Source organism: Gemmobacter nectariphilus DSM 15620 (genome assembly GCF_000429765.1).
In the GTDB taxonomy this organism is placed as follows: Bacteria; Pseudomonadota; Alphaproteobacteria; order Rhodobacterales; family Rhodobacteraceae; genus Wagnerdoeblera; species Wagnerdoeblera nectariphila.
Map to the genome: position 1 here is coordinate 1 of NZ_AUCM01000003.1, position 25,940 is coordinate 25,940.

The window sequence follows — 25,940 nt, forward strand, 5'->3', positions numbered from 1 at the left end:
TCGGCACGCCTTACAACGGTGGCCCTGGCCAACAAGATGGCACGGATCTGCTGGGCCGTGATGGCACGGAAAACCGTCTACGGAGAAGCAGCCGCATAGAATACGACGCACTGGCGTCGCAACAGTTCGGAGGGTCTGCCCAAGAAGCGTGATGACTACCGGTTTTGCCGGGGATCAGGAAAACCCGTTCGCGAGACAGCGCCCAAAAGCGCGATGATTTGATAGGGACCATGATCCGCGGATATCATCAGGGCCCGCGGCCAACCGGCCGCACTACGAGGCCGGACATATGCAAGCACCCAACCGGATTCGACGCGCTTTGAGGAAAGACTTGACGAAGGGGGTGTCCACATATGCGCGCGAGGCCGATTGCACCGGATCCTGCACCGGCTGCCGTCCTTGGACGGTCGGCACGGTGCGTGATGGTGAGATGGCAGGCCAGAAGGGGGGCGCGGCGCGCGCTGGACAAGGCTGTGCTCTGCCAGTCTGATCGCGCAGATTCGGACAGGGCGCCGGTCGGGGCGGCAAGGGGGTGCGCCCCGGGCCTCTGTCGGGCGCGCTCCTCGGATCGCCTTAGCCCTCGGTGGCGGCGCGGAACCAGCGGCGGATTGCTGCGCGTTCCTGAGCTTCCATGTAGCTCAGGTTCGCCGGCGGCATCGCGTGGGTCAGCCCGGCCTGCAACCAGATCTCGCGCGCGTGTCTTGCCACGGCTTCGGGGCTGTCCAGCACGACGCCCTTGGGCGCCCAGGCAAGACCGTCCCAGCCCGGCTCGGCGGCATGGCACATCGAGCAGCGGCCCATCACGATATCCGCGACCTCGGTAAAACCCTCGGCGGCGGCGAAGCGGGCAGGGGCGCCGGTCAGGGCGGCAGCATCGTCATTGGCAAAGCGCAGGGGCGCGGTCGAGAGCCACATGATGATCACGAACAGCACCGCCGTCACGCCCCATGTCCAGTGCGGATTGCCCAGGCGCGCGTGTTTCGTGTTGAACCAGTGCCGGATCGTGACGCCCATCAGGAAGACGAGGCTGGCGATGATCCAGTTGAACTCGCTGGCAAAGGCCAGCGGGTAATGGTTCGACAGCATCAGGAAGATCACTGGCAGCGTCAGATAGTTGTTATGCGTGCTGCGCTGCTTGGCGATCTTGCCGTATTTCGCATCGGGCTTGCGGCCCGCCTGCAGGTCGGCCACCACGATGCGCTGGTTCGGCATGATGATGAAGAAGACGTTCGCCGACATGATCGAGGCGGTGAACGCCCCCAGATGCAGCATCGCCGCCCGGCCCGAGAAGACCGAGGTGTAGAAATACGCCATCGCCACCAGCACGACGAACAGCGCCACCATCACCAGCGTCTGGTTCGCGTTCACAAAGGTCTTGCAGATCTGGTTATAGGCCAGCCAGCCGAAGGCCAGCGAGCCAAGCGAGATCAAGACCGCGCCCCAGACCGGGATGTCCAGCACCTCGGGATCGACCAGAAAGAATTCGGCCCCCAGATAGTAGACCAGGCACAGCAGCGCAAAGCCCGACAGCCAGGTCGCATAGCTTTCCCACTTGAACCAGGTCAGATGTTCGGGCATCGCAGCGGGGGCGACCAGATATTTGCGGATATGGTAGAACCCGCCGCCATGGACCTGCCATTCCTCGCCATGGGCGCCTTCGGGCAGGTCGGGCGCCTTGCGCAGCCCCAGATCCAGCGCGATGAAATAGAAACTGGATCCGATCCAGGCGATGGCCGTGATCACATGCAGCCAGCGCACGGCGAATTCCGCCCAGGCCCCGAAAACGTAAAGGTCATACATCGCCCGATCTCCGCTGTTTGGCGCAGGCTATACCGGCGCGCACTTTTCTGTTAGCACAGGCAATCGCCAAGCAGTTTCAAGCCGATGCGAAAAATGCCCGAAGGGCGGCCATGTCCTATGTGAACAATATCCGCATGTTCGTTCGTGTCTACGAATTGGGCAGCATGAGTGCGGCGGCACGCGATCAGCGCACCTCGCCGGCGGTCGCTTCGGCGCGAATCTCGGATCTGGAGAAGCATCTTGGCGTGCGGCTGTTCAACCGCACCACCCGCAGCCTGCAGCCGACCGAGAATGGCCGCCTGTTCTATGACGGTGCCCGCAAGGTGCTGGAGGCGATCGACGAGGCCGAGGCCGCCGTCGTCGATGCCGCGCAAAACCCGCGCGGGACGCTCTATGTCGCGGCGCCGCTGGGGGTGGGGCGGCGGCTGATCGCGCCGCTGGTGCCGGCCTTCAAGGACGAATGGCCGCTCATCGACCTGCGGCTGCGGCTGTCGGACCGGTCCATCGACGTGACGGCCGAGGGGCTGGACGTGGCCTTTCACCTTGGGATCCTCGAGGATTCCAACCTCAAGGTCCGGGTCATTGCCGATTGCCCGCGCCTATTGTGCGCGGCGCCGGCCTATATCGCCGCGCGGGGAATGCCCGACAGCGGCGCGGCGCTGGTGCGTGACCGGCATGATTGTTTGAACTTGCGCTTTCCCGGCGCGCGCGAGTTTCAGTGGACGCTGGTGACCCCCGATGGCCCGCAACGCTATGAAATCAGCGGGCCTTTCGAATCCGACGATGGCGATGTGCTGACCGGCTGGGCGCTGGCCGGGCGGGGGATCGTGCTGAAACCGCTGTTCGAGGTGGCAGACCATCTGCGATCGGGTGCGCTGGTGCCGGTGGCTGTCGCGACACCGCCCTTGCCGGTGCAACTGTCCGCGCTGATGCCGCATCGGCGGCTCAAGGATCCGAAAACCCGCCTGCTGGTCGATTTCATGGCCTCGCGGATCAAGGCCGAACTTGTCTCAAGGGTCGAGGGGCTATGATCCGCGCCCTCGCAGCCCTTGTGTTGCTGGCCGGTCCCGCGGCGGCGGGCGATGCGCGTTTTGTCGGCGAATGGGCCTGCCGCAGCGATCATGCGGAACTGAACGGGGCGGGCAAGCGCATCTCGGGCTTTACCCGCAGTTTCCGGCTGATCCTCCTGGACGATGGCACCTTTCTGGCCGAGGGGCGGCAGACGGGCTATGGCACGTTCCGCAGCTTTGGCGCCTGGCAGGTGCGGGGCGATACGATGACCGCACGCGGGGCCGAACGCGGCGGGTTTGGGCCGGGGCTTTTTACCCTGATGCTGAAGGCGATGGCCGATGGCACGCTGGTCGACATCTGGGAGATGAAGGACGACCGGGGCCGCGTGACCGCCCGCACCGCCGATACCTGCACCCGGCGCTGACCCTGGCCACGGCGCGCCTCCCTCCCCCCTTGTGGGGGAGGGATGGGGTGGGGGGGCCTCAGGCCGCGTCCAGCCCGCGCATCAGATCGGCGATCAGATCGTCCGCATCCTCCAGCCCGACCGACAGGCGGATCAGGCCCGGCGTGATCCCCAGTGCATCCTTCTGGTCCTGCGGCAGGCGCTGATGCGTCGTGGTGGCCGGATGCGTCGCGATGGTTTTCGCATCGCCCAGGTTGTTCGAGATCTTGGCAATCTCCAGCGCGTTCATGAAGCGGAACGCCGCCTCTTTTCCGCCTGCCACGTCAAAGGCCACCATCGTGCCGCCAGACCCCATCTGCCGCATCGCCAGATCGTGCTGGGGATGCGAGGGCAGGCCCGGATAGATCAGCCGCGGCACCTTGGGGTGGCCTTGCAGCGCCTTGGCGATGGTCAGCGCGCTGTCGGCCATCGCCCGGCAGCGCAGATCCAGCGTCGCCATGCCGTTCAGCATGATCCAGGCGGTGAAGGGGCTCATGGCGGCGCCGGTATGTTTCAGATAGGGCTCGGCCACCTTGCGCACGAAGTGCTGCGTGCCGCAGATCACCCCGCCAAGCGCGCGGCCCTGACCGTCGATATGCTTGGTCGTCGAATAGACCACCACATCGGCGCCCTGGTCCACCGCGCGGGAAAAGATCGGCGTGGCGAACACGTTGTCCACGATCACCAGCGCGCCAGCCGCATGGGCAATTTCGGAGACGCCTGAAATATCAACCAGTTCCAGCGTGGGGTTCGACATCGACTCGAAGAACACCGCCTTGGTTCCCGGCGTGACCGCCGCGCGCCACTGGTCCAGATCGGCGCCATCGACAAAGGTCACCCGAACGCCATAGCGGGTCAGCACCTCTTCGAGGATGTAAAGGCACGATCCGAACAGCGCCCGCGACGAGACGACATGATCCCCCGCCTTCAGCAGCGAGGTCAGCGCGCCATTGACGGCGGCCATGCCGCTGGCGGTGGCAAAGGCATCCTCGGTGCCTTCCAGCGCCGCGATGCGGTCCTCGAACATTCGTGTCGTCGGGTTGCCATAGCGGGCATAGATGAATTCATCCGGCCCCGACTGGAGGAACCGCGCCTCGGCCTGTTCGGCGCTGTCATAGGCAAAGCCCTGCGTGAGGAATATCGCCTCGGCCATCTCGCCATACTGGCTGCGGCGGCTGCCCTCGTGGACCAGTTTCGTGCGTGTCTTCCAGCTGTCGGCCATGGCGGACCCCCGTAGAAAAGCCCCGGACACCAGAGGCGCCGGGGCGAACCGGGGCTCCTCTTTAGCGGTTTGTTTAACGTGGCCCGCAATCCGGAAAACAAAGCGCCACAGATGCGGCGATACGCCCAGGCGCGCCGAAGGTCAAGGGACAGCTGGGCCGACCGGCGTGTCCTGGCTGAACAGGTTGATCCACCCGCCCCCCTGCCGCTGCCAGAGCGAGGAGACGAACATCACCTCGTCAGTATCGCAGCCCGGGCGGCGGAAGGTGGCACGATAGGCCAGCAGCGCCAGATCCGGGGCAGGGGCCAGAACGCGGGGGGCGTCCAGCCGAAAGGCGGCCACGCTTGGCCCGCCCGCCAGCTGGCCGACATGATCGTCACGCCCGGCAAAGCCCGTGGGATAGACGCCCAGAAACCCCGGTGCCAGCGCGGCCGCATCCGCCGCCGCATCGCCAGCGACCAAGGCCTGCCAGACGGCGGTTTCGGCGGCCAGAAGCTCGTCCAGCACTGTCTGTGTCATTCAGCCCCCGGTGCTCGGCCCCGCCGCCAGCTTGCCGCAGCGCGCTGGCGATGAAAAGCCGCCCCTTGCAGCGCGGGGCATTTCGGCCCAGCTTCTCCCCGTGAACAGCCCCGGAGACCTGCCATGACCGCGCCCATCGACCTTTATTACTGGCCCACGCCGAACGGCTGGAAAATCTCGATCGCGCTCGAGGAAATGGGGCTGCCGTATAACGTGCATCTGGTCAACATCGGGGCGGGCGAACAGTTCGATCCCGAATTCCTCAAGATCGGTCCGAACAACCGCATGCCGGTGATCGTCGATCCCGAAGGGCCGGACGGGATGCCGGTGTCGATCTTTGAATCCGGGGCGATCTTGCAATATCTCGCGCGCAAGACCGGCAAGTTCTATGGCACGACCGAACGCGACCGGATTTCGGTGGACCAATGGCTGATGTGGCAGATGGGCGGCGTCGGGCCAATGGCCGGACAGGCCCACCATTTCCTGTCCTATGCGCCGCAACTGGACCCGCCGCAGGTGCTGCCCTATGCACAGGACCGCTACCGCAACGAGGTCGCGCGGCTTTACGGCGTGCTGGATCGGCGGCTGGCCCAGTCCGAATTCGTCGCGGGCGGGTTCGTGTCGATTGCCGACATGGCGATCTGGCCCTGGGCGATCCTGTGGCAGCGGCAGGAACAGACGCTGGACGACAAGCCCCACATGGCCCGCTGGCTTGCCGCGCTGGAGTCGCGTCCGGGCTTTGCCGCCGGCAAGGCGCTGGCCGCCGACAAGCGCAGCACGGCGCCGATGGACAAGCAGGCGCAACAGGTGCTGTTCGGCAAGCGCCAGGGGTGAGGGCAGGGCGATCGCCCGGCGCGGCGCAAGGGGGCGGGGGTCACCCCGCCACGGCCCCCCACAGGATCAGCGCCTGACCGCCCCAGTAAAGCGGCCACAGCGTGCGGCTGGCCAGCAGCTGCGCGCCAGCGGCGTTCAGCCGGAACACCCGCAGCGCCAGGATCACGTCCGAGACCAGGAACAGCGCCGCCCCGATCCGCATCAACGCCTGTCCGGGCCCCGCGGGCAGCAGGGCCGCCGCCACCGCCATGGCCCCGATCACCAGCCCATAGCCCCGGACCGGCCAGCGCAGCGCGCCGGTGTGGGGCGCAAGCCAGACCTCGGTCGAGGCGATCAGCATCAGCAGCCCCGCGATGACCACCCAGCCCGCGCCCCCCGGCGCAACGGGCGCGCCGAAACTGCCCAGGAATGCGGCCACATAGGCCAGATGCCCCAGCGCAAAGGCCGCCATCCCGACCAGAAACCACCGCGTTCCGGGGCGTGACAGGGCAAAATCACCGGCCGAACCCAGCGCAAGGCCCAGCACGATCCAGACCGGCGCCCCCGTGGCCAAGCCGGCCAGCGCCAGCGCCGCTGTAGACAGGGTCTTGATCAGGCTGGCCTGCCAGCTGCCCCTGGCCCCGGCATGGGCCAGCCCATACCACAGGGCAGCCAGCGCAGCCGCGGACCAAAGCCCCGCGATCACCCCTGATCGTCCGCGATGCCATAGCGGCGCACCAGCCCGCCCTGCGCCATGAAAAAGGCGAACAGTGCGATCGGCAGGCCAAAGGTCTTGAAGCTGACCCAGGCATCGGTGGACATCAGCCGCCAGATCGCCTCGTTCGCCACGGCCAGCCCGGCAAAGAACAGCGCCATGCGGCGGGTCAGCGCCATCCAGCCCTGATGCTGCATGGGCATCACCTCGCCCATCAGCGCTGCCATATAGGATTGGCCGCGCATCAGGCCAAAGCCAAGGATGCCGGCAAACAGCGCATAGATGATTGTCGGCTTCATCTTGAAGAAGGTCTCGTCGTTCAGCCAGACGGTCAGCCCGCCGAACACGACGACCAGCACCAGCGTCAGCCCCTGCATCCGCGAGATCTTGCCCGTCAGCGCCCACAGGATCAGCGAGCAGACCACCATCAGCGGGATGAACGCCGCCGTCACGACGACAAAGCCGGAATAGTCGGTGCCGCCGATGGTAAAGACATGGTCCTTCCAGCGGCTGTAGCCAAAGAAGAACGCGATGACGGGGCCAAGCTCCAGCGCCATCTTTACCCAGGGGCTAATCTTGCGGTCGTCTGCCATATGTCCTCAGCCTGCCAGTTGCACGATCACGGCACCTGCCGCGATCAGGGTCATCAGGGCCACCCTGCGCGGCCCGGTGCTTTCGCCCAGCACCGCCCAGCCGATCAGCGCGGCAAAGACGGTCGAGGTCTCGCGCAGCACCGCCGCCTCGCCGACAGTGCCGATGCGGGTGGCGATCAGGATGGCGCCAAAGCTGATATAAGCGACCAGCGCGCCCAGAACAGCCTTTTTCGCGAACGGCCAGCGGTCGGCGCGCGGCAGCGCCACCATACGGCGCCGCGCCAGCAGCGGCATCAGGAAACCATCCAGAAGGAAGAACCATGCCAGAAAGGTGAACGGATCGGGCGGCTGGCGGATCGCCCAGGCGTCATAGGTGGTATAGGCAGCGACAAAGCCGCCGGTGATCACCGCAAGGCCAAGCGCGGGCAGCAGTGTGTCGCGGTTGTCCGTAACATGGCGCAGGTTATAGGCGGCCAGGCCGAAGATCCCCGCCAGCAGCACCCCCAGCCCCAGCCATTGCCCGCCGCTGAACTGCTCGCCAAAGACCAGACCGGCGCCCAGCACGGTGAACAGCGGCCCCGTGCCGCGCACGACCGGATAGACCACGGTATAGGCGCCGCGCGCATAGCTTGCCGCCTGCACCATCTTGTAGCCGGCATGGATCAGGAAGGCGCCGCCAAAGATCGGCCACATATGCGGCTCGGGCCAGGGCACGACGAACAGCGCAAAGGGCAGCGCCATCAGCGCATAGGCCAGGTCGATCCCGCCGCGCATCAGCCAGGGATCGAACCGGCCCTTTTGCAACGCCCCGAACAGCGCATGGGAAAAGGCCGCCAGCAGCGCGAGCCACAGCGCTGCCTGACGTCCGGCATCGGTGCCTTCGAGGGAAAGAAGCAGCTCGGTCATCGCAGCCGTGTCGCGGGGGGGGGGCGGGAAGTTCGGGGGTTTTCCACCCCGTCGCCGGCTGGTTCTTGAACCAGTGGCGAACAACCGGCAACCCCCAGAGGATATTTGGGGACAGAGGAATGAGTACGGCGGCGATCCCCGAAGGAGGCGGGCGGCGAGTCCTGAGGGCGGCGAGACGCGCGGCCCGGCCGCGTCAGGGCGTTCCGGCCCCGACAAGGGCGCGGGCGAAATCCTCGGGGTCAAAGGGGGCGAGGTCGTCGATCTGCTCGCCCACCCCGATCGCATGGATCGGCAGGCCAAAGCGGTCGGCCAGCGCGACAAGAACGCCGCCGCGCGCGGTGCCGTCCAGCTTGGTCATCACAAGGCCGGTGACATCGGCGATCTTGCGGAAAATCTCGACCTGGTTCAGCGCGTTCTGCCCGGTGGTGGCATCAAGCACCAACAGCGTGTTGTGCGGCGCGTTCGGATCGACCTTGCGCAGAACGCGCACGATCTTGGCCAGCTCTTCCATCAGGTCGGCGCGGTTCTGCAGCCGCCCGGCGGTGTCGATCAGCAGCAGATCGGCGCCATCGGCCTGCGCCTTGGTCAGCGCATCAAAGGCCAGGCTGGCCGGGTCGGTGCCCTGCGCCGCCGTCAGCACCGGCACCCCGGCGCGCTGGCCCCAGACCTGAAGCTGTTCGACCGCAGCGGCGCGGAACGTGTCGCCGGCCGCGATCACCACCTTCTTGCCGGCCGCGCGGAACTGGCTGGCCAGCTTGCCGATCGTCGTGGTCTTGCCCGAGCCGTTGACGCCCACCACCAGCACGACCTGCGGCTTTTGCGGATAGAGCGGCAGGGGCCGGGCCACAGGGTTCAGAATGCGCGCCACCTCGGCCGCCAGCGCGCCGCGCAGTTCCGCCGCGCCGATCCGGCGGCCAAAGCGGCCTTCGGCGATGTTGGCGGTCACGCGTGCGGCGGTATCGACACCCATGTCGGACTGGATCAGCAGATCCTCGAGACTTTCGAGCATCGCGTCATCGACCAGCCGTTTCGGCTCGCCCTCGGTCAGGCGGGAAATCAGGCCGGGTTTCGGGCCTTCGGGGGTCTGTGGCGCCTCGGCGACAATCTCGTCCAGCCCGCCCGAGAGGCGGGTCGAGGATTTGAACAGCCGGTCTTTCAGTTTGCCGAAGAAGGACATGCAAAGCCTTTCGCTGGCGGTTTCCCCCTGCTAGCGCAAGGGCGCGGCAAGGGGAAGCCGCCGATGGGCGGAAATGCGCGCTGGCCGGGGCGGGTGCTGGAAATCGGCTGGCGCTGGTGACATATTGGCGTTTCAATACCGTCATCCAAGCGTCATTCCTTCGATACATGAGCCTTGAGCGCCCGATCAACGCCGACCCCGATCTGCCGGCCCCGTTGCGGGCCGCGCTCGAGGCTGCCTTGCAGGGCCCGCCCCAGCGGGTGCAGCGGGTGGCGGCGGGGGGGCGGGCGGTCTGGCTCAAGCAGGCCGAACAGCTCTCGCTGCGCTGGCGGCTGCAAAAGGGCGATACCCGCCGCGCCTTTGATGCCGACCGCGAGGGGCTGCACGACCTTGAGGCGCTGGGCCTGCCGGTGGCGCATGTGGTGGCCGAGGGGCGGGATTTCTTTGCGACCGACGAGGTGGGGGTGCAGATCGCCCATCTTCTGCGCACGCCCGATCTGGGCGGGCCGGGGCGCATTGCGGCCTGCCGTGCGGCGGGGGCGGCGCTGGGGGCGCTGCACCGGGCGGGGGTGGCACATGGCCGCCCTTCGATCCGCGACATCTGCTGGGATGGTCAGGCGGCGCGGTTCATCGACCTTGAACGCTATCGCCGCGGGCAAGGCAGTCAGGCGGCGATGGCGCTGGATGTGCTGATCTTGATGCATTCGATGTTCGCGATCACCCGCGCCCCGGCCCCCGAGATCGACGCCGCGTTGCAGGGCTGGCGCGCGGTGGCGCCCACGGGATTGTGGCCTGCGGTGCTGCACCGCGCCGCGCGGGCGCGCTGGCTGGGCTGGATTGCCCGGCTGGCGCTGCGGCTTCGGCCGCGGTCCAGGGAACTGGGGGCGATCCCGCTGGTGCTGGACTGGATCGACCGTCAAGGGCGCGACACCGCAACGCCATGATTCCGGCGCCTTCCCGTGGCAGATGTGGCGCAAACGGGGATGTGGCCGATGACCATTCAAGGCAGGATCGCGGCGCTTTGGGTAGCCTTGCGCGGGGGCGATGAGGCCGCGCGCGCCATGCGCGCCTTTGCCATGATCACCCTGCTGCCGGTGGTCTTGCTGGTGCCGGGCCTCGCCATCGGCGGCTGGGGCGCGGTGCTGGCGCTGGCGTTCATCAGCCCGGCGGTCTGGATGCTGGACCGCTTTGCCGCAAGGGCCGCGCCCCATGTGCCAGGAGCGGATGAATTCCCGGCGGCTGACGGGCTGTCGGCCCTGCTTGCGCTGACGCATCTGGTGCTGTTGCCCGTGATGGTCTGGGCGCTGGCGGGGGGTGTCGATCTGTCGGGCTGGGCGCGGGCTGCACTGTTTGCAGGCTTCGGGCTGTGGATCGGGCAGGTGTCCAATTCCAACGCGCACGAGCTGATCCACCGGCAGGATCGCCGGCTGCGGGCGCTGGGGGTCGCGGTCTATGCCTCGGTCGGCTATGGGCACCATGCCTCGGCGCACCGGCTGGTGCATCATCGCTTTGTGGCGACCGAGGACGATCCGAACACCGCGCGGCGCGGCGAGAATTTCTATGATTTCGCGCGGCGCGCCTGGCCGGCCGAGTTCCGGGCCGGGCATCAGATGGAAACGCTGCTGCGCCGGCGGGTCAGGCGCGGGCCGCATCCCTATGTGGTCTATCTGGGCGGGGCGGCGCTGGCGATGGGGCTGGCGATGGCCCTGGGCGGTCTGGCGGGGCTGCTGGTCTGGCTGGGGCTGGCGGCCTGGGCGCAGGTGCAGCATCTGCTGTCGGATTATGTCCAGCATTACGGGCTTTTGCGCGCCCGTCTGCCAGGCGGCAAACCCGAGCCGGTGGGGCCGCAGCACAGCTGGGATGCGCCGCACTGGGCCTCGTCGGCGCTGATGCTGAACGCGCCGCGTCATGCCGACCATCATGCCCATCCGGGCCGGGCCTATCCGGCGCTGGATCTGCCCGATGGCGGGTTGCGGCTGCCCTACAGCCTGCCGGTGATGGCAACGGTTGCCCTGGTGCCGCCGGTGTGGTTCCGGCTGATGGATCGCCGCTTGCCACCTGCGCCGCCGCCCTCACTGCGGTTGTGATTGGCGGTGGGGCCCAGGCTGTGGCAGGCTGCCACCCGACCCCAGACCGGAGTGCCCGCCATGCGCCTTTGCCTTGCCGCCTGCCTGATGCTTGCCGCCGCCCCCCTTCGCGCTGCCGAGCCGCTGGACGGCGCCGCCTTCGAGGCGCGGGTTACGGGCCAGACGCTGGCCTTCGAGGTGCAGGGCCAGTCCTATGGGGCCGAACAATACCTGCCGGGGCGCCGGGTGATCTGGGCGTTTTCCGGTGGCCCCTGCCGCGCCGGCCAATGGTTCGAACCCGAGCCGGGCCGCATCTGTTTCACCTATGACCACGCCCCCGGCGATCTGCAATGCTGGGCCTTTTTCGACGAGGGCGGCCATCTGCGCGCGCGGTTCGAGGGGGGCCTGCCGCAGGATGATCTGATCGAGGCCAAGCGCAGCCCGGCGCCGCTGTCCTGCCCGGGGCCGGATGTGGGGGTCTAAGCGGGCGCTATGCCACCAGCAGCGCGGGGGTCACCCCGCCCATGCCCGGTGGCGGCCCTTCAGCCCGTCAGGTTCGCATCCTTCAGCAGCCGTCCATGGCGGCGCACCTCGGCCAGCACCTCGCCAAAGGTGGTCAGCCCGCGCGCCTGCAGCATCGGCACCAGTTTGAGGAACGCCTCGGCCGTCGCCATCGTGTCGCCAATCGCGGTGTGGCGGGCCTCTTCGGGGATGGTGATGCCCAGCCGGTGGGTCAGCGCATCGAGCGAATGCACATCCGACTGCCCCCAGATCACCGCCGACAGCAGCACGGTATCAAGGATCGGGTTGTCAAAGCGCAGGCCCAGCTCGCCCTCGCGCCGGCGCAGGAAGGTCATGTCGAAGGGCGCGTTATGGGCGATCAGCACCGCGCCTTCGGCAAAGCGGTGAAAGCGGGGCAACACCTCGGCCACGCCGTCCGCCCCGGCCACCATCGCATCGGTGATGCCATGCACCTCGGTCGAGCCGGGCGGGATCGGGCGGCCGGGGTTGACCAGCGTGTCAAAGACCTCGCCTTCGACGCGCCGTCCGTTGACTAGTCGGACGGCGGCGATCTGCACGATCTCGTCGCCTTGCTGGGGCAAAAGGCCGGTGGTTTCGGTATCAAACACCACGCAGGTCAGCTGATCGAGCGGGGTGTCGGCCACCGGGGCAGAGCGTTCGCGCGAGAGCAGGTCAAAATCATAGACCACCGCGCGGGCGACCGGGGCAGGGCGACGCCCGGCGCGGCGGGCCTGACGGATCGGCAGGCACAGCCGGGCCGTGCCGTTGATACCTTCGGGCCAGCATTCGGTGGCATGGGTCTGCAGAACGGCCCGGCCTGTCAGTTCGGCAAGACCGGGCTCCAGCGGGCTTTCCAGCCATTGGTCCAGCGTGCCGACCGGCAGGGCAGGGCCGTCCCAGCCCAGCACGATCAGCGCGCCGGTGCCATCCTCGGCGATCTCCAGCCGCAGGGCGGCCAGCCCGGCATGGGCGGCAAGGCGGCGGGCCAGTTCGGCCACCAGAACGACAATCTCGAACCCGTTGCAGCGCAAGAGCAATTCCGCCGCCGTGCCGCTGACGGCCAGCCCCGCGCCTTCCAGCCGGGCCCGGATGCTGTCCAGCAGGTCCGAGGCGCGCGTCATCGACAAGAGCGCCCAGTCGCTGCGCCCCTCATCGTAGCGGGCGCCCAGTTCGGTGATGGCGCGGGTCAGCAAGGCCACCTCGGCCCGCATCGCGCGGTCCAGCGCGCCGCCGGGATCGGCGCCGCTGTCTTCGGCCAGAACGCCCATCACGGTCTGCAGATTGGCGGCCGGGCGGCGCACGCGGTCAAAGACCTCGGCCAGCAGCGCCTCGCGCTTGGCATGGGCGGCCAGATCGGCGGTCACATCGCGCAGGGTCAGCACATAGCCGGGGCCCGCCTGATCGGGGGCATGCAGCAGGCGCATCCGCGCGGCCAGCAGGCGCGGCGCGGGGCCGGTGGTGGCGCACAGAAGGTCCGAGGCCGCCTCGGCATCGTCGGTGTCCAGCAGACGGTCATAGGCATGGCGCACCGGCCCTTCGCGCAGGTAGCCAAAGATGGTGCGGTCCAGCCCCGGCGCGCCCGAGGCGCTGCCCAGCAAGTCCTGCGCCATGCCGTTGTAGAACACCAGCTGATGCCCCGCCGAACATAGCAACACCCCCACCGGCACATCCGACAGCAGGGTTTCCAGCCGCGCCTTTTCGGTCGCCAGCCGCGTGGTTTCGCGCGCGACGGATTCGGCCAGCGCATTGCGGGTCTCTGCCAGCTTTGCCAGCGCCGCCCCCACGGCGGGCGCCAGATCGCCCAGATAGCGGGCGGTTTCGCGGTCCATCTCGCTGCCCACATCGGCATGGGACCGGCTGCGGATGCTGCCGGCCAGCCGCTCGATCGCGCGGGCGACATGGGTGTCGAACAGGAACCAGACCCAGGCGACGATCCCCAGCAGGACGAACCCCGCCACCATGCCGCCCTGGACAAAGGCGTTCAGCGTCTCGGGCGTGCCAAGGCGGCGATAGCCCAGCCACAGCCCGGCGATCAGCGCCGCCAGCCCGCCAAGCGCCAGCAGCGCAAAGAACAGGAAGATGCGCAGGCGCAGGCTGAGCCGGTCAACCATGCGCCGGGCCCCCGTCCTGAGGCGGCGCCCCGGACAGAAGCCTTCGCACCTCCTCGCGCAACTCCTTCAGCTCGAAGGGTTTCGAGATGAACCCGTCGGCCCCCAGCGCCAGCCCCTTGCGCCGTTCAATGGCGGAACCGCGGGCGGTCATCATCAGGATTTTCACATCCGACAGCGCCGGATCCAGCCGCACGCCCTGACAGATTTCATAGCCCGAGACCTCGGGCAGCATGACATCAAGCAGCACAAGGTCGGGATGCGTGCCGCGGATGCGGGCCATGGCCTCGCCGCCATTGGCCACGCGGTCATGGTCATAGCCCTCGCGGGTGAGCAGATAGTCGAGCGCGATGGCGATGTTGTCCTCGTCCTCGACCACCAGAATGCGTTTCTTCCCCCCATCAGCGCCCATGGCTATCCTCCGTGGCAGGCCGCCGCCAGCACCGGGTCGCCCGCGTCCAGCGCCACCCAGGTGCCGCCCGACAAGGTGCCAGTGTCCGAAAATGTCACGCCCTCGGTCACATCGACGCGCCGCGATCCGGCGCAATCGAACATGACCAGGATTTCCTGATCCTTTTGCCAGCGGGCAAACCGCCAGACCGGGGCCAGCACCAGATCGGGCGCCTGCGGGTTGCGCAGCGCCTTGCGGGTGTCGACCAGCCAGGCCTCGGTCACCAGCGGAAAGGCATAGGTCCAGGGCCGCAGGGGCGAAGAACTTTCGCCGATCCGCGCCAGTTGCACGCCTTCGGGGATCCCCGCCTGAAGGCGCGGAAACCAGCCGTATTCCGACCAGACCGAGGCGCCCAGCATCCCAAGGCCCGCCAGCGCCGGGGCCAGCCATTTCGGCAGCCGATGCCCGCTGAGCCGGCGCAAGAACAGGCCGATGCCCGCGCCGCCGACGCCTGCGATCAGAATGGCCAGAAATTCAAAGGTCATGTGCGGGGCCCCCTCAGCCCGGAGCGCCCCGGCTGGAGGCCGAGGATTGCATGGTGCGCACGACGACAAAGGCATCGCGCAAATGGCTGCGTTCGAAATCCGACAGATCGGCCGGCGCAAGGAAATTGTCGGGCTTGCGCCGCATCTGGACCAGCGTGGCCTGGTTGCGCAGGCGCGTGTCGGCGATCAGGTCATAGGCCTCGATCAGATCGCGCGCGCCGGACACCGAAATCACCCCGGCCTCTTCGGCGGCCAGCAGGCGGGCGCGGGTGTTGACAGCTGTCAACTTGCCGCGCAGCGCATAGATGCGACCCAGATCGACCACCGGCACCACGCCGTTCAGCTTCATGTCGATATGGTTGCGATGCTCGCCCGAACGGATGGTGGCAAAGCCGCGCAAAAGGCCCAGCGGCGGCTGATGCTTGAGGCTGTTCGAGATCATGTGCGCAACAAAGATCGAGTTCTTTGCCGCCAGATCCAGCGTTTCCGCCTGAAGGTCCGAGAACAGCGAGACCTGCCCCCCGATCGGGCGCAGATCGAACATCACCGAGGACAGCATCTGCGCCATCGGATCAGGCTTGTTGACCCAGCCGGCGAAATAGTCGCGCCAGACGCTGACCGGCTGGCACCAGCGCGGGTTGGTCGCCATCATGTCGCCGGGGCAATAGTAATAGCCCGCCGCGTTCAGCCCGTCCGACACAAAGTGCGCAAGGCGCTGGAAATAGTCCATGTCGCCGGGCGCCATGGCATCGTCGATGAACAGGCAGTTGTCCTGATCCGACACGCCGGTCTGCTCCTGCCGCCCCTGACTGCCGCAGGCCAGCCACAGATAGGGCACGGGCGGGGGGCCAAGCTCGGCCTCGGCCATGGCCAGAAGGCGGCGGGTGACGGCATCGGCAATGTCGGTGATCAGGCGGGTCACGACCTCGTGCGCGTTATGGGCGCCGACCAGCTGCATCAGCAGTTGCGGGATGCGGGCGGTGGTGGCGGCCATGTCGGCCAGGGTGTCGGCGGTGGCCACATCGCGCACCAGAACGGCGGCGCTGACGGCCTGAAAGCGGGTCAGGTCGGTCTGTGTGACCATGCCAAGCAAGGCGCCATCGCGCACCACGGGCAGATGGCCGATGCGCCGTTCCAGCATCATGTGCAGAACGTCCGACCCCAGCGCCTCGGGCGGCAGCGACAAGGGGTCGGGGGTCATCACCGCATGGACGGGCGTTGCCGGGTCGCGCCCTTCGGCCAGCACCTTGTTGGTCATGTCGCGGGTGGTCAGCAGGCCGACGAACCGCCCCCCATCCACCACGCCAAGGCTGGAGACATGTTCGTCGCGCATGATCCGCGCGGCCTCGGTCACTGTGGCGGTCGGCCCGCAGGTGACCGGCTTGCGCGCCATCAGATCGGCGACCTTGCGGGTGGCCAGATCGGGGCCGCGGGTTTCAATCGCCCGGCCGCGGTTGAAGAACCGCTCAAAGGCCGGGCGGGTGGCGATCAGGCGGCGGAAGTCATCTGCGGGCAGCATCAGCACGACCGAAGGTTCCGCCGTGCGCGCCGTGGTCAGCGCGGTTCCATCGCGCATCAGCCCGCGTTCGCCAAAGGTGTTGCGCGGACCCAGCAAGGACACCAGCGCGCCCGAGGGGTCGACCACCTCGACCGCGCCGGATTTCACCAGATAAAGCCCCTCGAGCGGCGCGCCGGCGGTGTAGATCTGCTGGCCCGCCTCCAGCACCATGCGGCCGAAGGAACTGGCGACTCGCGCCAGCTCGTCCTGCGGCAGGGTATCATAGGGGTGCACCGTTTCCAGAAAGGCGGCGATGCGGCCCTGGGGCGTCTTGTCGGTCATCGCGGTCCTCCCTTTGGTATCTTGCGCGCCGGGTTGGCCCCGGTCTGGCGATGTGCGGGGGGCGGCAGGGCCGCCCCCTCGCGGGTCTTGTCAGTGCGCCTGGGCCTTGCCGGCGCCACGCGGCACGCGGATCGATTCCACCAGGTCCTGCACTTCGCGCGGCGGGGCGGCGGTCATCGACGACACCAGGAAGGCAACGCCGAAGTTGAGCGCTGCGCCCACCGTGCCGATCGACAGCGGCGAGATGCCGAAGAAGTAGTTCGCCGCAGTGTCCGGGAAGGTCGCCGTGCCCGGGATGAAGAACCATCCCTTGTAGAGGAAGATGTAGACGGCGGTGAAGACCAGGCCCACCAGCATCCCGGCGATCGCGCCTTCCTTGTTCACGCGCTTGGAGAAGATCCCCATCATCAGCGCCGGGAAGATCGTCGCAGCCGCCAGACCGAAGGCCAGCGCCACCACCTGCGCGGCAAAGCCGGGCGGGTTGAGACCAAGCCAGGTCGCCACCAGGATGGCGCCGGTCATCGAGATACGCGCGGCCAGCAGCTCGTTCTTTTCCGAGATGTTCGGATTGATCGAGCCCTTGATCAGGTCGTGGCTGATGGCCGAGGAAATGGCCAGCAGCAGGCCTGCCGCGGTGGACAGCGCCGCCGCGATGGCGCCGGCGGCGACCATCGCCACAACCCAGCCGGGCAGGGCGGCGATTTCGGGGTTGGCCAGCACCATCATGTCGTTGTCGACCTTGATGAGTTCGTTGCCGGCAAAGCCCATTTCCTTGGCCTTAGCGGCCACGGCTTCGTTCTTGTCGTTGTAGTACTGGATCAGCCCGTCGCCGTTCTTGTCCTCGAACGCCAGAAGGCCGGTGGCTTTCCAGGTGTTGATCCAGGACAGTTCAGGCTTGGAGTTGATATCCTCGAGCGACAGGGCCGGGGCCGAGAAGGCCTGCCCCTGAACCGCGCCCGGCCAGAAGGTGGTCGACAGGTTCAGACGCGCCATCGCGCCCACGGCCGGGGCCACGGTATAGAGCAGCGCGATGAACACCAGCGCCCAGCCGGCCGAGGACCGGGCGTCCGAGACCTTGGGCACGGTGAAGAAGCGGATGATGACGTGGGGCAGACCCGCGGTGCCGATCATCAGCGACATGGTGAACAGGATCATGTTGAACATGTTCGCCGAATCCGAGGTATAGGCCTTGAAGCCCAGCTCGGTCACCACCGCATCCAGCTTTTGCAGCATCGCCATGTCGCCGCCGCCCGGAGCATAGTTGCCGATCAGGCCCAGCTGCGGCAGCACATTGCCGGTCAGCGCCAGCGAGATGAACAGCGCCGGGATGGTATAGGCCACGATCAGCACGACATATTGCGCCACCTGGGTATAGGTGATGCCCTTCATGCCGCCGAACACCGCATAGAGGAACACGATCGCCGCGCCGATATAAAGGCCGGTGTCGGTGCTGACCTCCAGGAAGCGCGAGAAGGTCACGCCCACGCCGCGCATCTGGCCGATCACATAGGTCACCGAGATGACGATCAGGCAGATCACGGCCAGAAGCCGCGCGCCGCCGGAATAGAAGCGATCGCCGATGAATTCCGGCACGGTGAACTTGCCGAACTTGCGCAGATAGGGCGCGAGCAGCAGCGCCAGCAGCACATAGCCGCCGGTCCAGCCCATCAGATAGGCCGATTGTTCATAGCCGCCGGCCGCCGACATGGCGATGATCCCGGCCATCGAGATGAACGAGGCCGCCGACATCCAGTCGGCACCCGTCGCCATGCCGTTCAGAACGGGGTGAACGCCTTGGCCGGCCGCATAGAATTCCGCCGTCGAACCGGCGCGCGCCCAGATCGCGATGCCGATGTAGATCGCGAAGGTGATGCCGACGAAGACGAGGTTGAGGGTAAACTGATCCATGTGCCCCGCCCCTTACTCGTCGACGCCGAATTCGCGGTCGACCTTGTTCATCTTCGCCGCATAGGCGAAAATGAGCACGAGGAAGACGTAGATCGACCCGTTCTGCGCGAACCAGAAGCCCAGATCGGTGCCGCCGATGTGGATCCCCTTCAGGACCGGTCGCAAGATGATGCCAAGGCCGAAGGAACAGACGAACCACACCGCCAAGGATATGAGGATGATGCGGACGTTTGCTGCCCAGTAGGCCGAGGCTGACTTGTTGTCTGCCATAAGCGTTTCTCCCTGTTTGACTCTGCCGGGCGCCGATCTGACGCCAGGCCCCCCTTCATTGCGCCGATAGGCGCCCCACGATGGCAGAAAGGCTGCTGGCGACGGTGTCGATGCCGGCCATGGCGTCGATCCGTTGCAGCACCCCGCGTGCCTCGTAATAGGCGATCAGCGGTGCCGTCTGCGCGTGATACGCGGCAAGCCGCGCCCCGGCAGTTTCGGCGTTGTCGTCGGCCCGGCGCTTGAACGCCGTGCCGCCGCATTTGTCGCAAACCCCCGCCGTGGCGGGTTGCTTGAAATCGTCGTGATAGCCCTCGCCGCACCCTGCACAGGTGTAGCGCCCGGCGACGCGGGCAATCATCGCCTGATCGTCGACCTCCATCGAGATCACCGAGGTGACCTTCATCCCCGATTGCGCCAGCAGCCCGTCCAGCGCCTCGGCTTGGCCGGCGGTGCGGGGAAAGCCGTCAAGGATGACGCCCTTGGCGGTGTCCGGGTCGGCCATGCGATCCCGAAGGATCGCAAGGACGATGTCATCGCTGACCAGACCGCCGGCCTCCATCACCGCCTTGGCCTGTTTGCCGGCATCCGTGCCCGCCGCCACGGCGGCGCGCAGCAGATCGCCGGTGGACAGCTGGACAAGGCCGAACTCCTCTTCCAGCATCCGCGCCTGGGTGCCCTTGCCGGCGCCGGGCGGGCCCAGCAGGATCAGCACGGCCGGACGGGTCATGGTGTCGTCCTTCATCGCTCAGCCCCGGTTCATGCGGTTGGCGATCAGATCGTCCACGACCGACGGATCGGCCAGCGTCGAGGTATCCCCCAGCGCGCCATAATCGTTCTCGGCGATCTTGCGCAGGATGCGGCGCATGATCTTGCCCGAGCGCGTCTTGGGCAGGCCCGGCGCCCACTGGATGAGGTCCGGCTTGGCGATCGGGCCGATCTCGGTGCGCACCCAGGCCTCCAGCTCCTTGCGCAGGGCGTCGGTGGGTTCGATCCCGTTCATCAAGGTGACATAGGCATAGATGCCCTGGCCCTTGATTTCATGCGGGTAGCCGACGACGGCGGCCTCGGCCACCTTTTCATGGGCGACCAGCGCCGATTCCACCTCGGCCGTGCCCATCCGGTGGCCCGAGACGTTGATCACGTCATCGACGCGGCCGGTGATCCAGTAATAGCCATCCGCATCGCGCCGGCAGCCGTCGCCGGTGAAATAATAGCCGCGATACTGGGCGAAATACGCCTCCTGAAAGCGTTCGTGATCGCCCCACAGCGTGCGCATCTGGCCCGGCCAGCTGTCGGCGATGCACAGAACGCCCTCGGTTTCGGTGTCGGTCTGGACGGCGGCGGTGTTGGCATCGAGCACCACCGGCTTGACGCCAAAGAACGGCTTGGTGGCCGATCCCGGCTTGGCGGCGATCGCGCCGGGCAGCGGGGTCAGCATGTGCCCGCCGGTTTCCGTCTGCCAGAACGTATCGACGATGGGGCATTTGCCCTTGCCGACATGGGTGTTGTACCAGTTCCACGCCTCGGGGTTGATCGGCTCGCCGACCGAACCCAGCAGCTTCAGGCTGGACAGGTCATACTTTTCCACCCATTCGGCGCCCAGCCCCATCAGGCTGCGGATCGCGGTGGGGGCGGTGTAGAACTGGTTGACCTTGTGCTTTTCGCACACCGCCCAGAACCGCCCGGCGTCGGGATAGGTCGGAACGCCTTCGAACATCAGCGTGGTGGCGCCATTGGCCAGCGGACCATACAGGATATAGCTGTGCCCGGTCACCCAGCCCACATCGGCCGTGCACCAGAACACGTCGCCATCGTGATAGTCGAAGGTGTATTGATGCGTCATCGCGGCATAGACCAGATAGCCGCCCGAGGTATGCACCACCCCCTTCGGCCGCCCGGTCGAGCCCGAGGTGTAGAGGATGAACAGCGGATCCTCGGCCCCCATTTCCACATAGGGGCAATAGGGCTTGGCCTCGGCCATCTCGGCCTTGAGGTCGACATCGCGGTCCTGCACCCAGGTGGTCTGATCGCCGGTATGCTTGACGACCAGGCACTTGATCTTGTCGGAGCAGTCGAACAGCGCCTTGTCGGCGTTCGATTTCAGCGCCGTCTTCTTGCCGCCGCGGGGGGCGAAGTCGGCAGTGATCACCACCTTGGCGCCGCAATCGTTGATCCGGCTGGCCAGGCTGTCGGGCGAGAAGCCGGCAAACACCACCGAATGGATCGCGCCCAGCCGGGCACAGGCCAGCATCGCATAGGCGGCTTCGGGGATCATCGGCAGGTAAAGGACCACGCGGTCGCCCTTGGTGACGCCGTATTTCTTCAGCACATTGGCCATGCGGCTGGTCTGTTCCAGCAGCTGGGCATAGGTGATGTGCTGGGCAGGCTGCGCCGGATCATCGGGTTCCCAGATGATCGCGGTCTGGTTGGCCCGCGTGATCATGTGGCGGTCGATGCAGTTGGCCGAGACGTTCAGCGTGCCATCGCGGAACCAGTTGATCGACACCTTGCCATAGTCAAAGGTCGTGTCCTTGACGCTGGTATAGTCGCGGATCCAGTCGATCCGCTTGCCATGTTCGCCCCAGAAGGCCGCCGGATCGGCCATCGAGGCATCATACATCCGGGCATAGCGTTCGGCGTCGATATGCGCGCCTGCGGCGAAATCGGCTGACGGCGGATAGACTCCGGCTGCTGCCTGTTCAGACATGGGCTCCTCCTTGATGCATGCGTGTGGCGGCGCACCGCCCGGCCAGGTATCCCGGCCACTCCATTCCCTTGACGGCAGTGTAAACCATTGGTGAAGTTTCGCGTAAGCCCTTTTTTCACAATGATTTTTCTGTCAATCAATTCACGCTGCGCTGCGGTATTTTGTAAATTTCTGTAAACATCCGGCCGGTAGCCAAGCAAAATCAAGCAATTGGCGGCAAAGGCTCAGAACCGGCGCGAAGCTGGCCCCGAACACCGCCCGCGCACGACCCGCGCGGCCGGGTGACGCAGGGTCACAATCATGCTGCACGCGCAAGATTGTTGCGTCATAAGGGCTGACGTTTTTCGAATCAGTCGGGTTTTGCCGCGAACTCGGTGAGCGCATCCTCGACGCTGGCGCGCCAGCGCACATGCGGCTCGCGCAGGCCATGGGCCAGCAGGGTGCGGCGCACCTCGGGGCTGGCGCCGGTCAGCACCAGATGGCCGCCGGTGCGGTCCATCTTGCGGGCCAGCAGCTCGAACGAACGCGCGCCGGAACTGTCGACAAAGGGCACGTCGGCAAAGTCCAGAACAAAGACCCCCGGCCGGTCGGCAATGCGGTCCAGCACCGATCCGACGGTCGCTGCGGCGCCAAAGAAATAGGCCCCGTGCAGCCGGTAGACGACCGCATCGCCTGACTGTTCGACCGGGGTTTCGCGGCTGTGCGGCTCCACGCGCGCGGCTTCGGACATGCGGCGGATGAAGACCGCCCCGCCAATCGCGGCCCCCGCGACGATGCCTTCGGTCAGATCGCGGAACACCACCAGCAGGAAGGTCACCAGAACGATGGCCGCATCGGCACGGCTGGCGCGCACGAGGGCCCAGAATTCCTCTTTCTCGGCCATGTTCCAGGCGACCACGGCCAGAACCCCGGCAAGGGCTGCCAGCGGGATATAGCTGGCCAGCGGCGCCGCGATCAGCAGCACCAGCAGCACGAACAGCGCGTGCAGCATCCCCGAGACCGGACCTCGGCTGCCCGCGCGCACATTGGTGGCCGTGCGCGCGATCGTTCCCGTGACGCAAAAGCCGCCGAACAGCGCCGAGCCGACATTGGCCGCCCCCTGCGCCACCAGCTCGGCATTCGATCGGTGGCGCCGCCCGCTCATCCCGTCGGCGACCACGGCCGAGAGCAGCGATTCAATCGAGCCCAGCAGCGCAAAGCTGACCGCATAGGGCAGGGCGGCCAGCACCAGCGCACCGTCCATCAGCGGCAGGCGCGGGGCAGGCGGGGTGCGCGGCAATGCGCCGAACCGGGTGCCGATGGTGTCCACCGGCAGCACCAGCACGGCAGCCGCCACCGAGGCGAGGGCGATGGCGATCAGCATCCCGGGCCAGTGCGGGCGGATCCGTTTCAGCCCCTGGATGACCCCGATGGTGGCCAGCGCAAGCCCAAGCGCCGCCAGTGTGACCGTGCCGCGCGCCGCCCACAGGGCCTCGACCTTGTGGACGATCTCGGCCGGTTCGGGGCCGGCCAGGGTCAGGCCGAACAGATCGCGCATCTGGCTGGCCAGGATGATCACCGCGATGCCGGCCGTGAACCCCACGGTCACCGGATAGGGAATGAACTTGACATAGGTGCCCAGCCGCAGCGCCCCGACCGCCATCAGCACGAAGCCCGACAGAAAGGTCGCCAGGATCAGCCCGTCGATGCCAATCTGCATCACGCAGGCCGAGACCAGCACGATGAACGCCCCCGCCGGCCCGCCGATCTGATAGCGCGATCCCCCAAGCGCCGAGACCAGAAAGCCCCCGACAATGGCGGTATACAGCCCGCGCTCGGGCCCCACCCCGCTGGCAATCGCGATCGCCATCGACAGCGGCAGCGCGACAATGGCGACGGTCAGCCCTGCCAGCGCATCGGCGCGCAGATCGCCCGCCCCATAACCTTCGCGCAGCACGGTGACGATCTTCGGCGTGAATTCCTCGACAATGGACATGATCGGTGCCCGGCCCCCTTGACCCCCCAGTCCTTGCAGCGCAGGAGATGCCTGCCCGAGCCACCTGTCAAGTGACGCGAAGGACACCCCATGACCACGCCGCCCCGCCCGGATCCCTTTCAGCCCGCCGATGCCGAGGCCCGCGCCCTGTCGCGCCAGCTGCTGGCCGAGGCGCGGTTCGCAGCCCTTGCCGTGCTGGAGCCTGGCAGCGGCCTGCCGTTCTGCAGCCGCATCGGTCTGGGTCTTGACGCCCGGGGTCTGCCGCTGTCGCTGGTCTCGGGCCTTGCGCTGCACACCCGCGCGCTGCGCGAGACCCCGGCCTGTTGCCTGCTGATCGGCGAGCCGGGCGCCAAGGGCGACCCGCTGACCCATCCGCGCCTGTCGCTGCGGGCAAGGGCCGAGTTCATCGCGCGCGACAGCGATGACCATGCCGCCCTGCGCGCGGCCTGGCTTGCGCGCAATCCCAAGGCCAAGGTCTATGCCGACCTGCCCGATTTCACCTTCGTGCGCTTCCGCCCGGTCTCGGCCGCACTGAATGGCGGGTTCGCCCGCGCCTTCGTGATGACCGAGGCCGATCTGGCCCCCGATCCCGTCCGCTGACAGATGCGCGCCGCAGCCGCCCCGCACATGGGCGGGCACGGCCGACATTCGGACAAGGGCAATCGCCCCCATCGCCGCGCCACCCTGGCCCCTTTGCCTTTTTCCAAATACCCTGCGGGGAGGTCCGGAGGGGTGCAAAACCCCTCCGGCGCCGGGGCCGGGCCCACCGGCAACCGGGTCTCGATCAGTCCTGCCCGTGCCAGCCGCCTTGCGCGCGGATCTCGGTCGAAGAGGCCGGGTTCAGCGGCAGATCCACCATGCACCAGACCGGGGCCCCGGCCTGTCCCAGCAGGCGCGAATCCTCGGATGACAGGCGATGGCGTTCCATATACCGGGCGGCCGGGGAAAACCGCGCCCCCAGCCGGCTGCCCGGCCGCGCCAGCACGCCGATCGGCACGGTATCCGCGATGCGCCGCCAATCTTCCCACCGGTGAAAGCTCGCAAGGTTGTCCGACCCCATCAACCAGACAAACCGCACCCCCGGATACAGACGGCGCAGCGCCGCCAGCGTGTCGGCGGTATAGCGCGTGCCCAGCACGGCCTCGACCCCGGTGATGCTGACCTTCGGATGCTGCATGATCTGCCGCGCCTGATCCAGCCGCCGCGCCATGCTGGCCGGCCCCCGCGCCTTCAGCGGATTTCCGGGCGAGACCATCCACCACACCCGGTCCAGCCCAAAGCGGCGCAGGGCGGCAAGCGTGATGTCCACATGGCCCTGATGCGCAGGATCGAAGGACCCGCCCAGAAGACCGATCACCATGCCGGCCCGGGCCTTGGGCAGATCGGCGCGCAAGGGGGCAGGGCGGCTCATAGCGCCCGGATCCAGAATTGCAGCCGCTTGGGGCTGGCCTTGGCCTCGGTGATGTCCTTCCAGGTGAATTCGGCAACAGCGCCGGGCAAGGTGCGATAGCCTCGCGCGGTCCAGAAACCATCCAGCGGGCGATAGCCCTCGGGCCGGGCCGGGTGATCGGCCGGCCGGATCACCGCACAAAAGGCGCTGTAGCCAAAGCCCAGACGGCGGGCGTGATCCTCGCGCGCATCGAAAAACCGATGGCCCAGACCCTGACCGCGATACGCAGGCAGCAGCACCGATTCCGCGCAATAGAACACCTGATCCAGCGCCAGCCCTGTTCCCGCAAAGGCCGCCGCGAAATCGTCGGCGTGATCGGCCAGCGGCGTTCCGGTCGAGGCCCCGACCAGCCGGTCCCCGTCAAAGGCGCCGACCACGACGGCACCGGGGCTGGTGCGATAGCTCTCCAGATAGCGGCGCTCATAGGCCATGTCGCCGTCGTAAAGATAGGGAAAGTCGCGAAACACCGCGATGCGCAGCCGTGCCACATCGTCCAGGGCTGCCTCCAGCGCGGCGCCGGTCAGGGGGGTGACCTGGATCATGCGGAAACCTGAGCCACCCAGTCGGCCAGGTTGTAAAAGGTCGTCACCCGCGCGATGCGCCCACCCTCGATGTCGAAGAAGGCCCCTGCAGGCAGCACATAGCGCTGACCGCGCGCCTCGGGCAGGCCGGGATCGGTTTGCAGATATTCGCCATGCACCACGAATTCGGCTGCCGCACGGCGGCCATCGTCGGTGGCAAAGACCACGATATCCGTCAGCTCTTCGCGGTAGGACACGCCCATATGCGCGCAGAACTCGGCAAACAGCGCCTTGCCGCGCCGGATCCCGCCTTCGTTGACCCGGTGTTCCACCTGATCGCTCACCAGATCCAGCATGCCCTGCGGATCGGCGGCATTGAAGGCCGCATAATAGCGGTGGATCAGGTCGATGGCGTCTTGACGGGTCATGGCGTCCTTCC

26 protein-coding genes and 1 riboswitch are annotated in these 25,940 nt (G+C 67.2%); of the genes, 7 read left to right on the forward strand and 19 right to left on the reverse strand.

What is annotated here, in order from left to right; translation table 11 throughout:
* Positions 1-573: 573 nt before the first annotated feature.
* Positions 574-1,800 carry a urate hydroxylase PuuD gene (locus G481_RS0100010; protein ID WP_028028166.1) on the reverse strand — a complete coding sequence of 409 codons (1,227 nt, stop codon included), beginning with the start codon at positions 1,798-1,800 and terminating at the stop codon, positions 574-576.
* 110 nt (positions 1,801-1,910) lie between these two features.
* Here G481_RS0100010 and G481_RS0100015 point away from each other — a divergent pair, with 110 nt between their 5' ends.
* On the forward strand, positions 1,911-2,831 hold the full coding sequence (locus G481_RS0100015) for a LysR family transcriptional regulator (protein ID WP_028028167.1): 921 nt from the start codon (positions 1,911-1,913) through the stop codon (positions 2,829-2,831).
* Positions 2,828-3,235, forward strand: coding sequence for a hypothetical protein (locus G481_RS0100020; RefSeq protein ID WP_028028168.1), 408 nt, complete (start codon positions 2,828-2,830; stop codon positions 3,233-3,235). Before G481_RS0100015 ends, G481_RS0100020 begins: the two co-directional genes overlap by 4 nt.
* A gap of 58 nt (positions 3,236-3,293) precedes the next feature.
* Here G481_RS0100020 and metZ read toward each other — a convergent pair whose 3' ends face one another.
* Positions 3,294-4,475 (reverse strand): O-succinylhomoserine sulfhydrylase, encoded by a 1,182-nt coding sequence (gene metZ, locus G481_RS0100025; protein ID WP_028028169.1) that lies wholly within the window; start codon positions 4,473-4,475, stop codon positions 3,294-3,296.
* A gap of 38 nt (positions 4,476-4,513) precedes the next feature.
* Positions 4,514-4,594, reverse strand: a riboswitch (SAM riboswitch).
* 22 nt (positions 4,595-4,616) lie between these two features.
* Complete coding sequence (locus G481_RS0100030) at positions 4,617-4,994, reverse strand: nuclear transport factor 2 family protein (RefSeq protein ID WP_028028170.1); 378 nt, start codon at positions 4,992-4,994, stop codon at positions 4,617-4,619.
* Between the two features lie 123 nt (positions 4,995-5,117).
* On the opposite strand from G481_RS0100030, the gene G481_RS0100035 reads away from it, so the two are divergent.
* Positions 5,118-5,828: a glutathione S-transferase N-terminal domain-containing protein gene (locus G481_RS0100035; RefSeq protein ID WP_028028171.1), complete on the forward strand. Its 711-nt coding sequence runs from the start codon at positions 5,118-5,120 to the stop codon at positions 5,826-5,828.
* Between the two features lie 40 nt (positions 5,829-5,868).
* Here G481_RS0100035 and G481_RS0100040 read toward each other — a convergent pair whose 3' ends face one another.
* The 4 genes from G481_RS0100040 to ftsY all read right to left on the reverse strand — a co-directional run bounded on the left by G481_RS0100040 (position 5,869) and on the right by ftsY (position 9,198).
* On the reverse strand, positions 5,869-6,513 hold the full coding sequence (locus tag G481_RS0100040; protein ID WP_028028172.1) for a lysoplasmalogenase family protein: 645 nt from the start codon (positions 6,511-6,513) through the stop codon (positions 5,869-5,871).
* Complete coding sequence (locus G481_RS0100045; RefSeq protein ID WP_028028173.1) at positions 6,510-7,115, reverse strand: inner membrane-spanning protein YciB; 606 nt, start codon at positions 7,113-7,115, stop codon at positions 6,510-6,512. The genes G481_RS0100040 and G481_RS0100045 overlap by 4 nt, the downstream gene beginning before the upstream one ends.
* A 6-nt stretch (positions 7,116-7,121) precedes the next feature.
* Complete coding sequence (locus tag G481_RS0100050; RefSeq protein ID WP_028028174.1) at positions 7,122-8,021, reverse strand: EamA family transporter; 900 nt, start codon at positions 8,019-8,021, stop codon at positions 7,122-7,124.
* Between the two features lie 193 nt (positions 8,022-8,214).
* Positions 8,215-9,198 carry a signal recognition particle-docking protein FtsY gene (ftsY, locus tag G481_RS0100055; RefSeq protein ID WP_028028175.1) on the reverse strand — a complete coding sequence of 328 codons (984 nt, stop codon included), beginning with the start codon at positions 9,196-9,198 and terminating at the stop codon, positions 8,215-8,217.
* Positions 9,199-9,365: 167 nt separating this feature from the next.
* On the opposite strand from ftsY, the gene G481_RS0100060 reads away from it, so the two are divergent.
* The 3 genes from G481_RS0100060 to G481_RS0100070 are packed head-to-tail and all read left to right on the forward strand — an operon-like array spanning position 9,366 to position 11,747.
* Positions 9,366-10,142, forward strand: a complete 777-nt coding sequence (locus G481_RS0100060) for a BUD32 family EKC/KEOPS complex subunit (RefSeq protein ID WP_051294207.1) — start codon at positions 9,366-9,368, stop codon at positions 10,140-10,142.
* Between the two features lie 48 nt (positions 10,143-10,190).
* Positions 10,191-11,285, forward strand: coding sequence for an alkane 1-monooxygenase (locus tag G481_RS0100065; RefSeq protein ID WP_245594897.1), 1,095 nt, complete (start codon positions 10,191-10,193; stop codon positions 11,283-11,285).
* Positions 11,286-11,345: 60 nt separating this feature from the next.
* Positions 11,346-11,747 carry a hypothetical protein gene (locus G481_RS0100070; protein WP_028028178.1) on the forward strand — a complete coding sequence of 134 codons (402 nt, stop codon included), beginning with the start codon at positions 11,346-11,348 and terminating at the stop codon, positions 11,745-11,747.
* A gap of 59 nt (positions 11,748-11,806) precedes the next feature.
* Here G481_RS0100070 and G481_RS0100075 read toward each other — a convergent pair whose 3' ends face one another.
* The 9 genes from G481_RS0100075 to G481_RS0100115 form a co-directional block, all read right to left on the reverse strand.
* Entirely contained in the window at positions 11,807-13,897 is a 2,091-nt protein-coding gene (locus G481_RS0100075) for a 3'-5' exonuclease (RefSeq protein WP_028028179.1), read from the reverse strand.
* A complete protein-coding gene (locus tag G481_RS0100080; RefSeq protein ID WP_028028180.1) occupies positions 13,890-14,306 on the reverse strand; it encodes a response regulator transcription factor in 417 nt (138 codons plus the stop codon). The genes G481_RS0100075 and G481_RS0100080 overlap by 8 nt, the downstream gene beginning before the upstream one ends.
* Before the next feature lie 2 nt (positions 14,307-14,308).
* The gene (locus G481_RS0100085) at positions 14,309-14,830 is read right to left on the reverse strand and encodes a hypothetical protein (protein WP_028028181.1); all 522 of its coding nucleotides are present in this window, start codon (positions 14,828-14,830) and stop codon (positions 14,309-14,311) included.
* Positions 14,831-14,843: 13 nt separating this feature from the next.
* On the reverse strand, positions 14,844-16,670 hold the full coding sequence (locus G481_RS0100090) for a DUF294 nucleotidyltransferase-like domain-containing protein (RefSeq protein WP_028028182.1): 1,827 nt from the start codon (positions 16,668-16,670) through the stop codon (positions 14,844-14,846).
* A 90-nt stretch (positions 16,671-16,760) separates the two neighbouring features.
* Positions 16,761-18,578 carry a sodium:solute symporter family protein gene (locus G481_RS0100095; protein WP_028028183.1) on the reverse strand — a complete coding sequence of 606 codons (1,818 nt, stop codon included), beginning with the start codon at positions 18,576-18,578 and terminating at the stop codon, positions 16,761-16,763.
* A 12-nt stretch (positions 18,579-18,590) separates the two neighbouring features.
* The gene (locus G481_RS0100100; RefSeq protein ID WP_028028184.1) at positions 18,591-18,848 is read right to left on the reverse strand and encodes a DUF4212 domain-containing protein; all 258 of its coding nucleotides are present in this window, start codon (positions 18,846-18,848) and stop codon (positions 18,591-18,593) included.
* A 55-nt stretch (positions 18,849-18,903) separates the two neighbouring features.
* A complete protein-coding gene (locus tag G481_RS0100105; RefSeq protein ID WP_028028185.1) occupies positions 18,904-19,590 on the reverse strand; it encodes an adenylate kinase in 687 nt (228 codons plus the stop codon).
* Positions 19,591-19,593: 3 nt separating this feature from the next.
* Complete coding sequence (gene acs / locus G481_RS0100110; protein ID WP_028028186.1) at positions 19,594-21,555, reverse strand: acetate--CoA ligase; 1,962 nt, start codon at positions 21,553-21,555, stop codon at positions 19,594-19,596.
* 349 nt (positions 21,556-21,904) lie between these two features.
* The gene (locus G481_RS0100115) at positions 21,905-23,530 is read right to left on the reverse strand and encodes a SulP family inorganic anion transporter (protein ID WP_035024690.1); all 1,626 of its coding nucleotides are present in this window, start codon (positions 23,528-23,530) and stop codon (positions 21,905-21,907) included.
* A gap of 90 nt (positions 23,531-23,620) precedes the next feature.
* Here G481_RS0100115 and G481_RS0100120 point away from each other — a divergent pair, with 90 nt between their 5' ends.
* A complete protein-coding gene (locus G481_RS0100120) occupies positions 23,621-24,130 on the forward strand; it encodes a HugZ family pyridoxamine 5'-phosphate oxidase (protein ID WP_028028188.1) in 510 nt (169 codons plus the stop codon).
* A 184-nt stretch (positions 24,131-24,314) separates the two neighbouring features.
* Here the strand turns inward: G481_RS0100120 and G481_RS0100125 are convergent, their stop codons facing one another.
* From G481_RS0100125 to G481_RS0100135, 3 genes are read right to left on the reverse strand one after another with little or no spacing between them, the layout of a single operon-like run.
* Complete coding sequence (locus G481_RS0100125; protein WP_035024692.1) at positions 24,315-24,941, reverse strand: nicotinate-nucleotide adenylyltransferase; 627 nt, start codon at positions 24,939-24,941, stop codon at positions 24,315-24,317.
* Positions 24,938-25,522 (reverse strand): GNAT family N-acetyltransferase, encoded by a 585-nt coding sequence (locus tag G481_RS0100130; protein ID WP_035024694.1) that lies wholly within the window; start codon positions 25,520-25,522, stop codon positions 24,938-24,940. The genes G481_RS0100125 and G481_RS0100130 overlap by 4 nt, the downstream gene beginning before the upstream one ends.
* Positions 25,519-25,929: a ketosteroid isomerase-related protein gene (locus G481_RS0100135; protein WP_028028191.1), complete on the reverse strand. Its 411-nt coding sequence runs from the start codon at positions 25,927-25,929 to the stop codon at positions 25,519-25,521. Before G481_RS0100135 ends, G481_RS0100130 begins: the two co-directional genes overlap by 4 nt.
* Between the last annotated feature and the right edge of the window lie 11 nt (positions 25,930-25,940).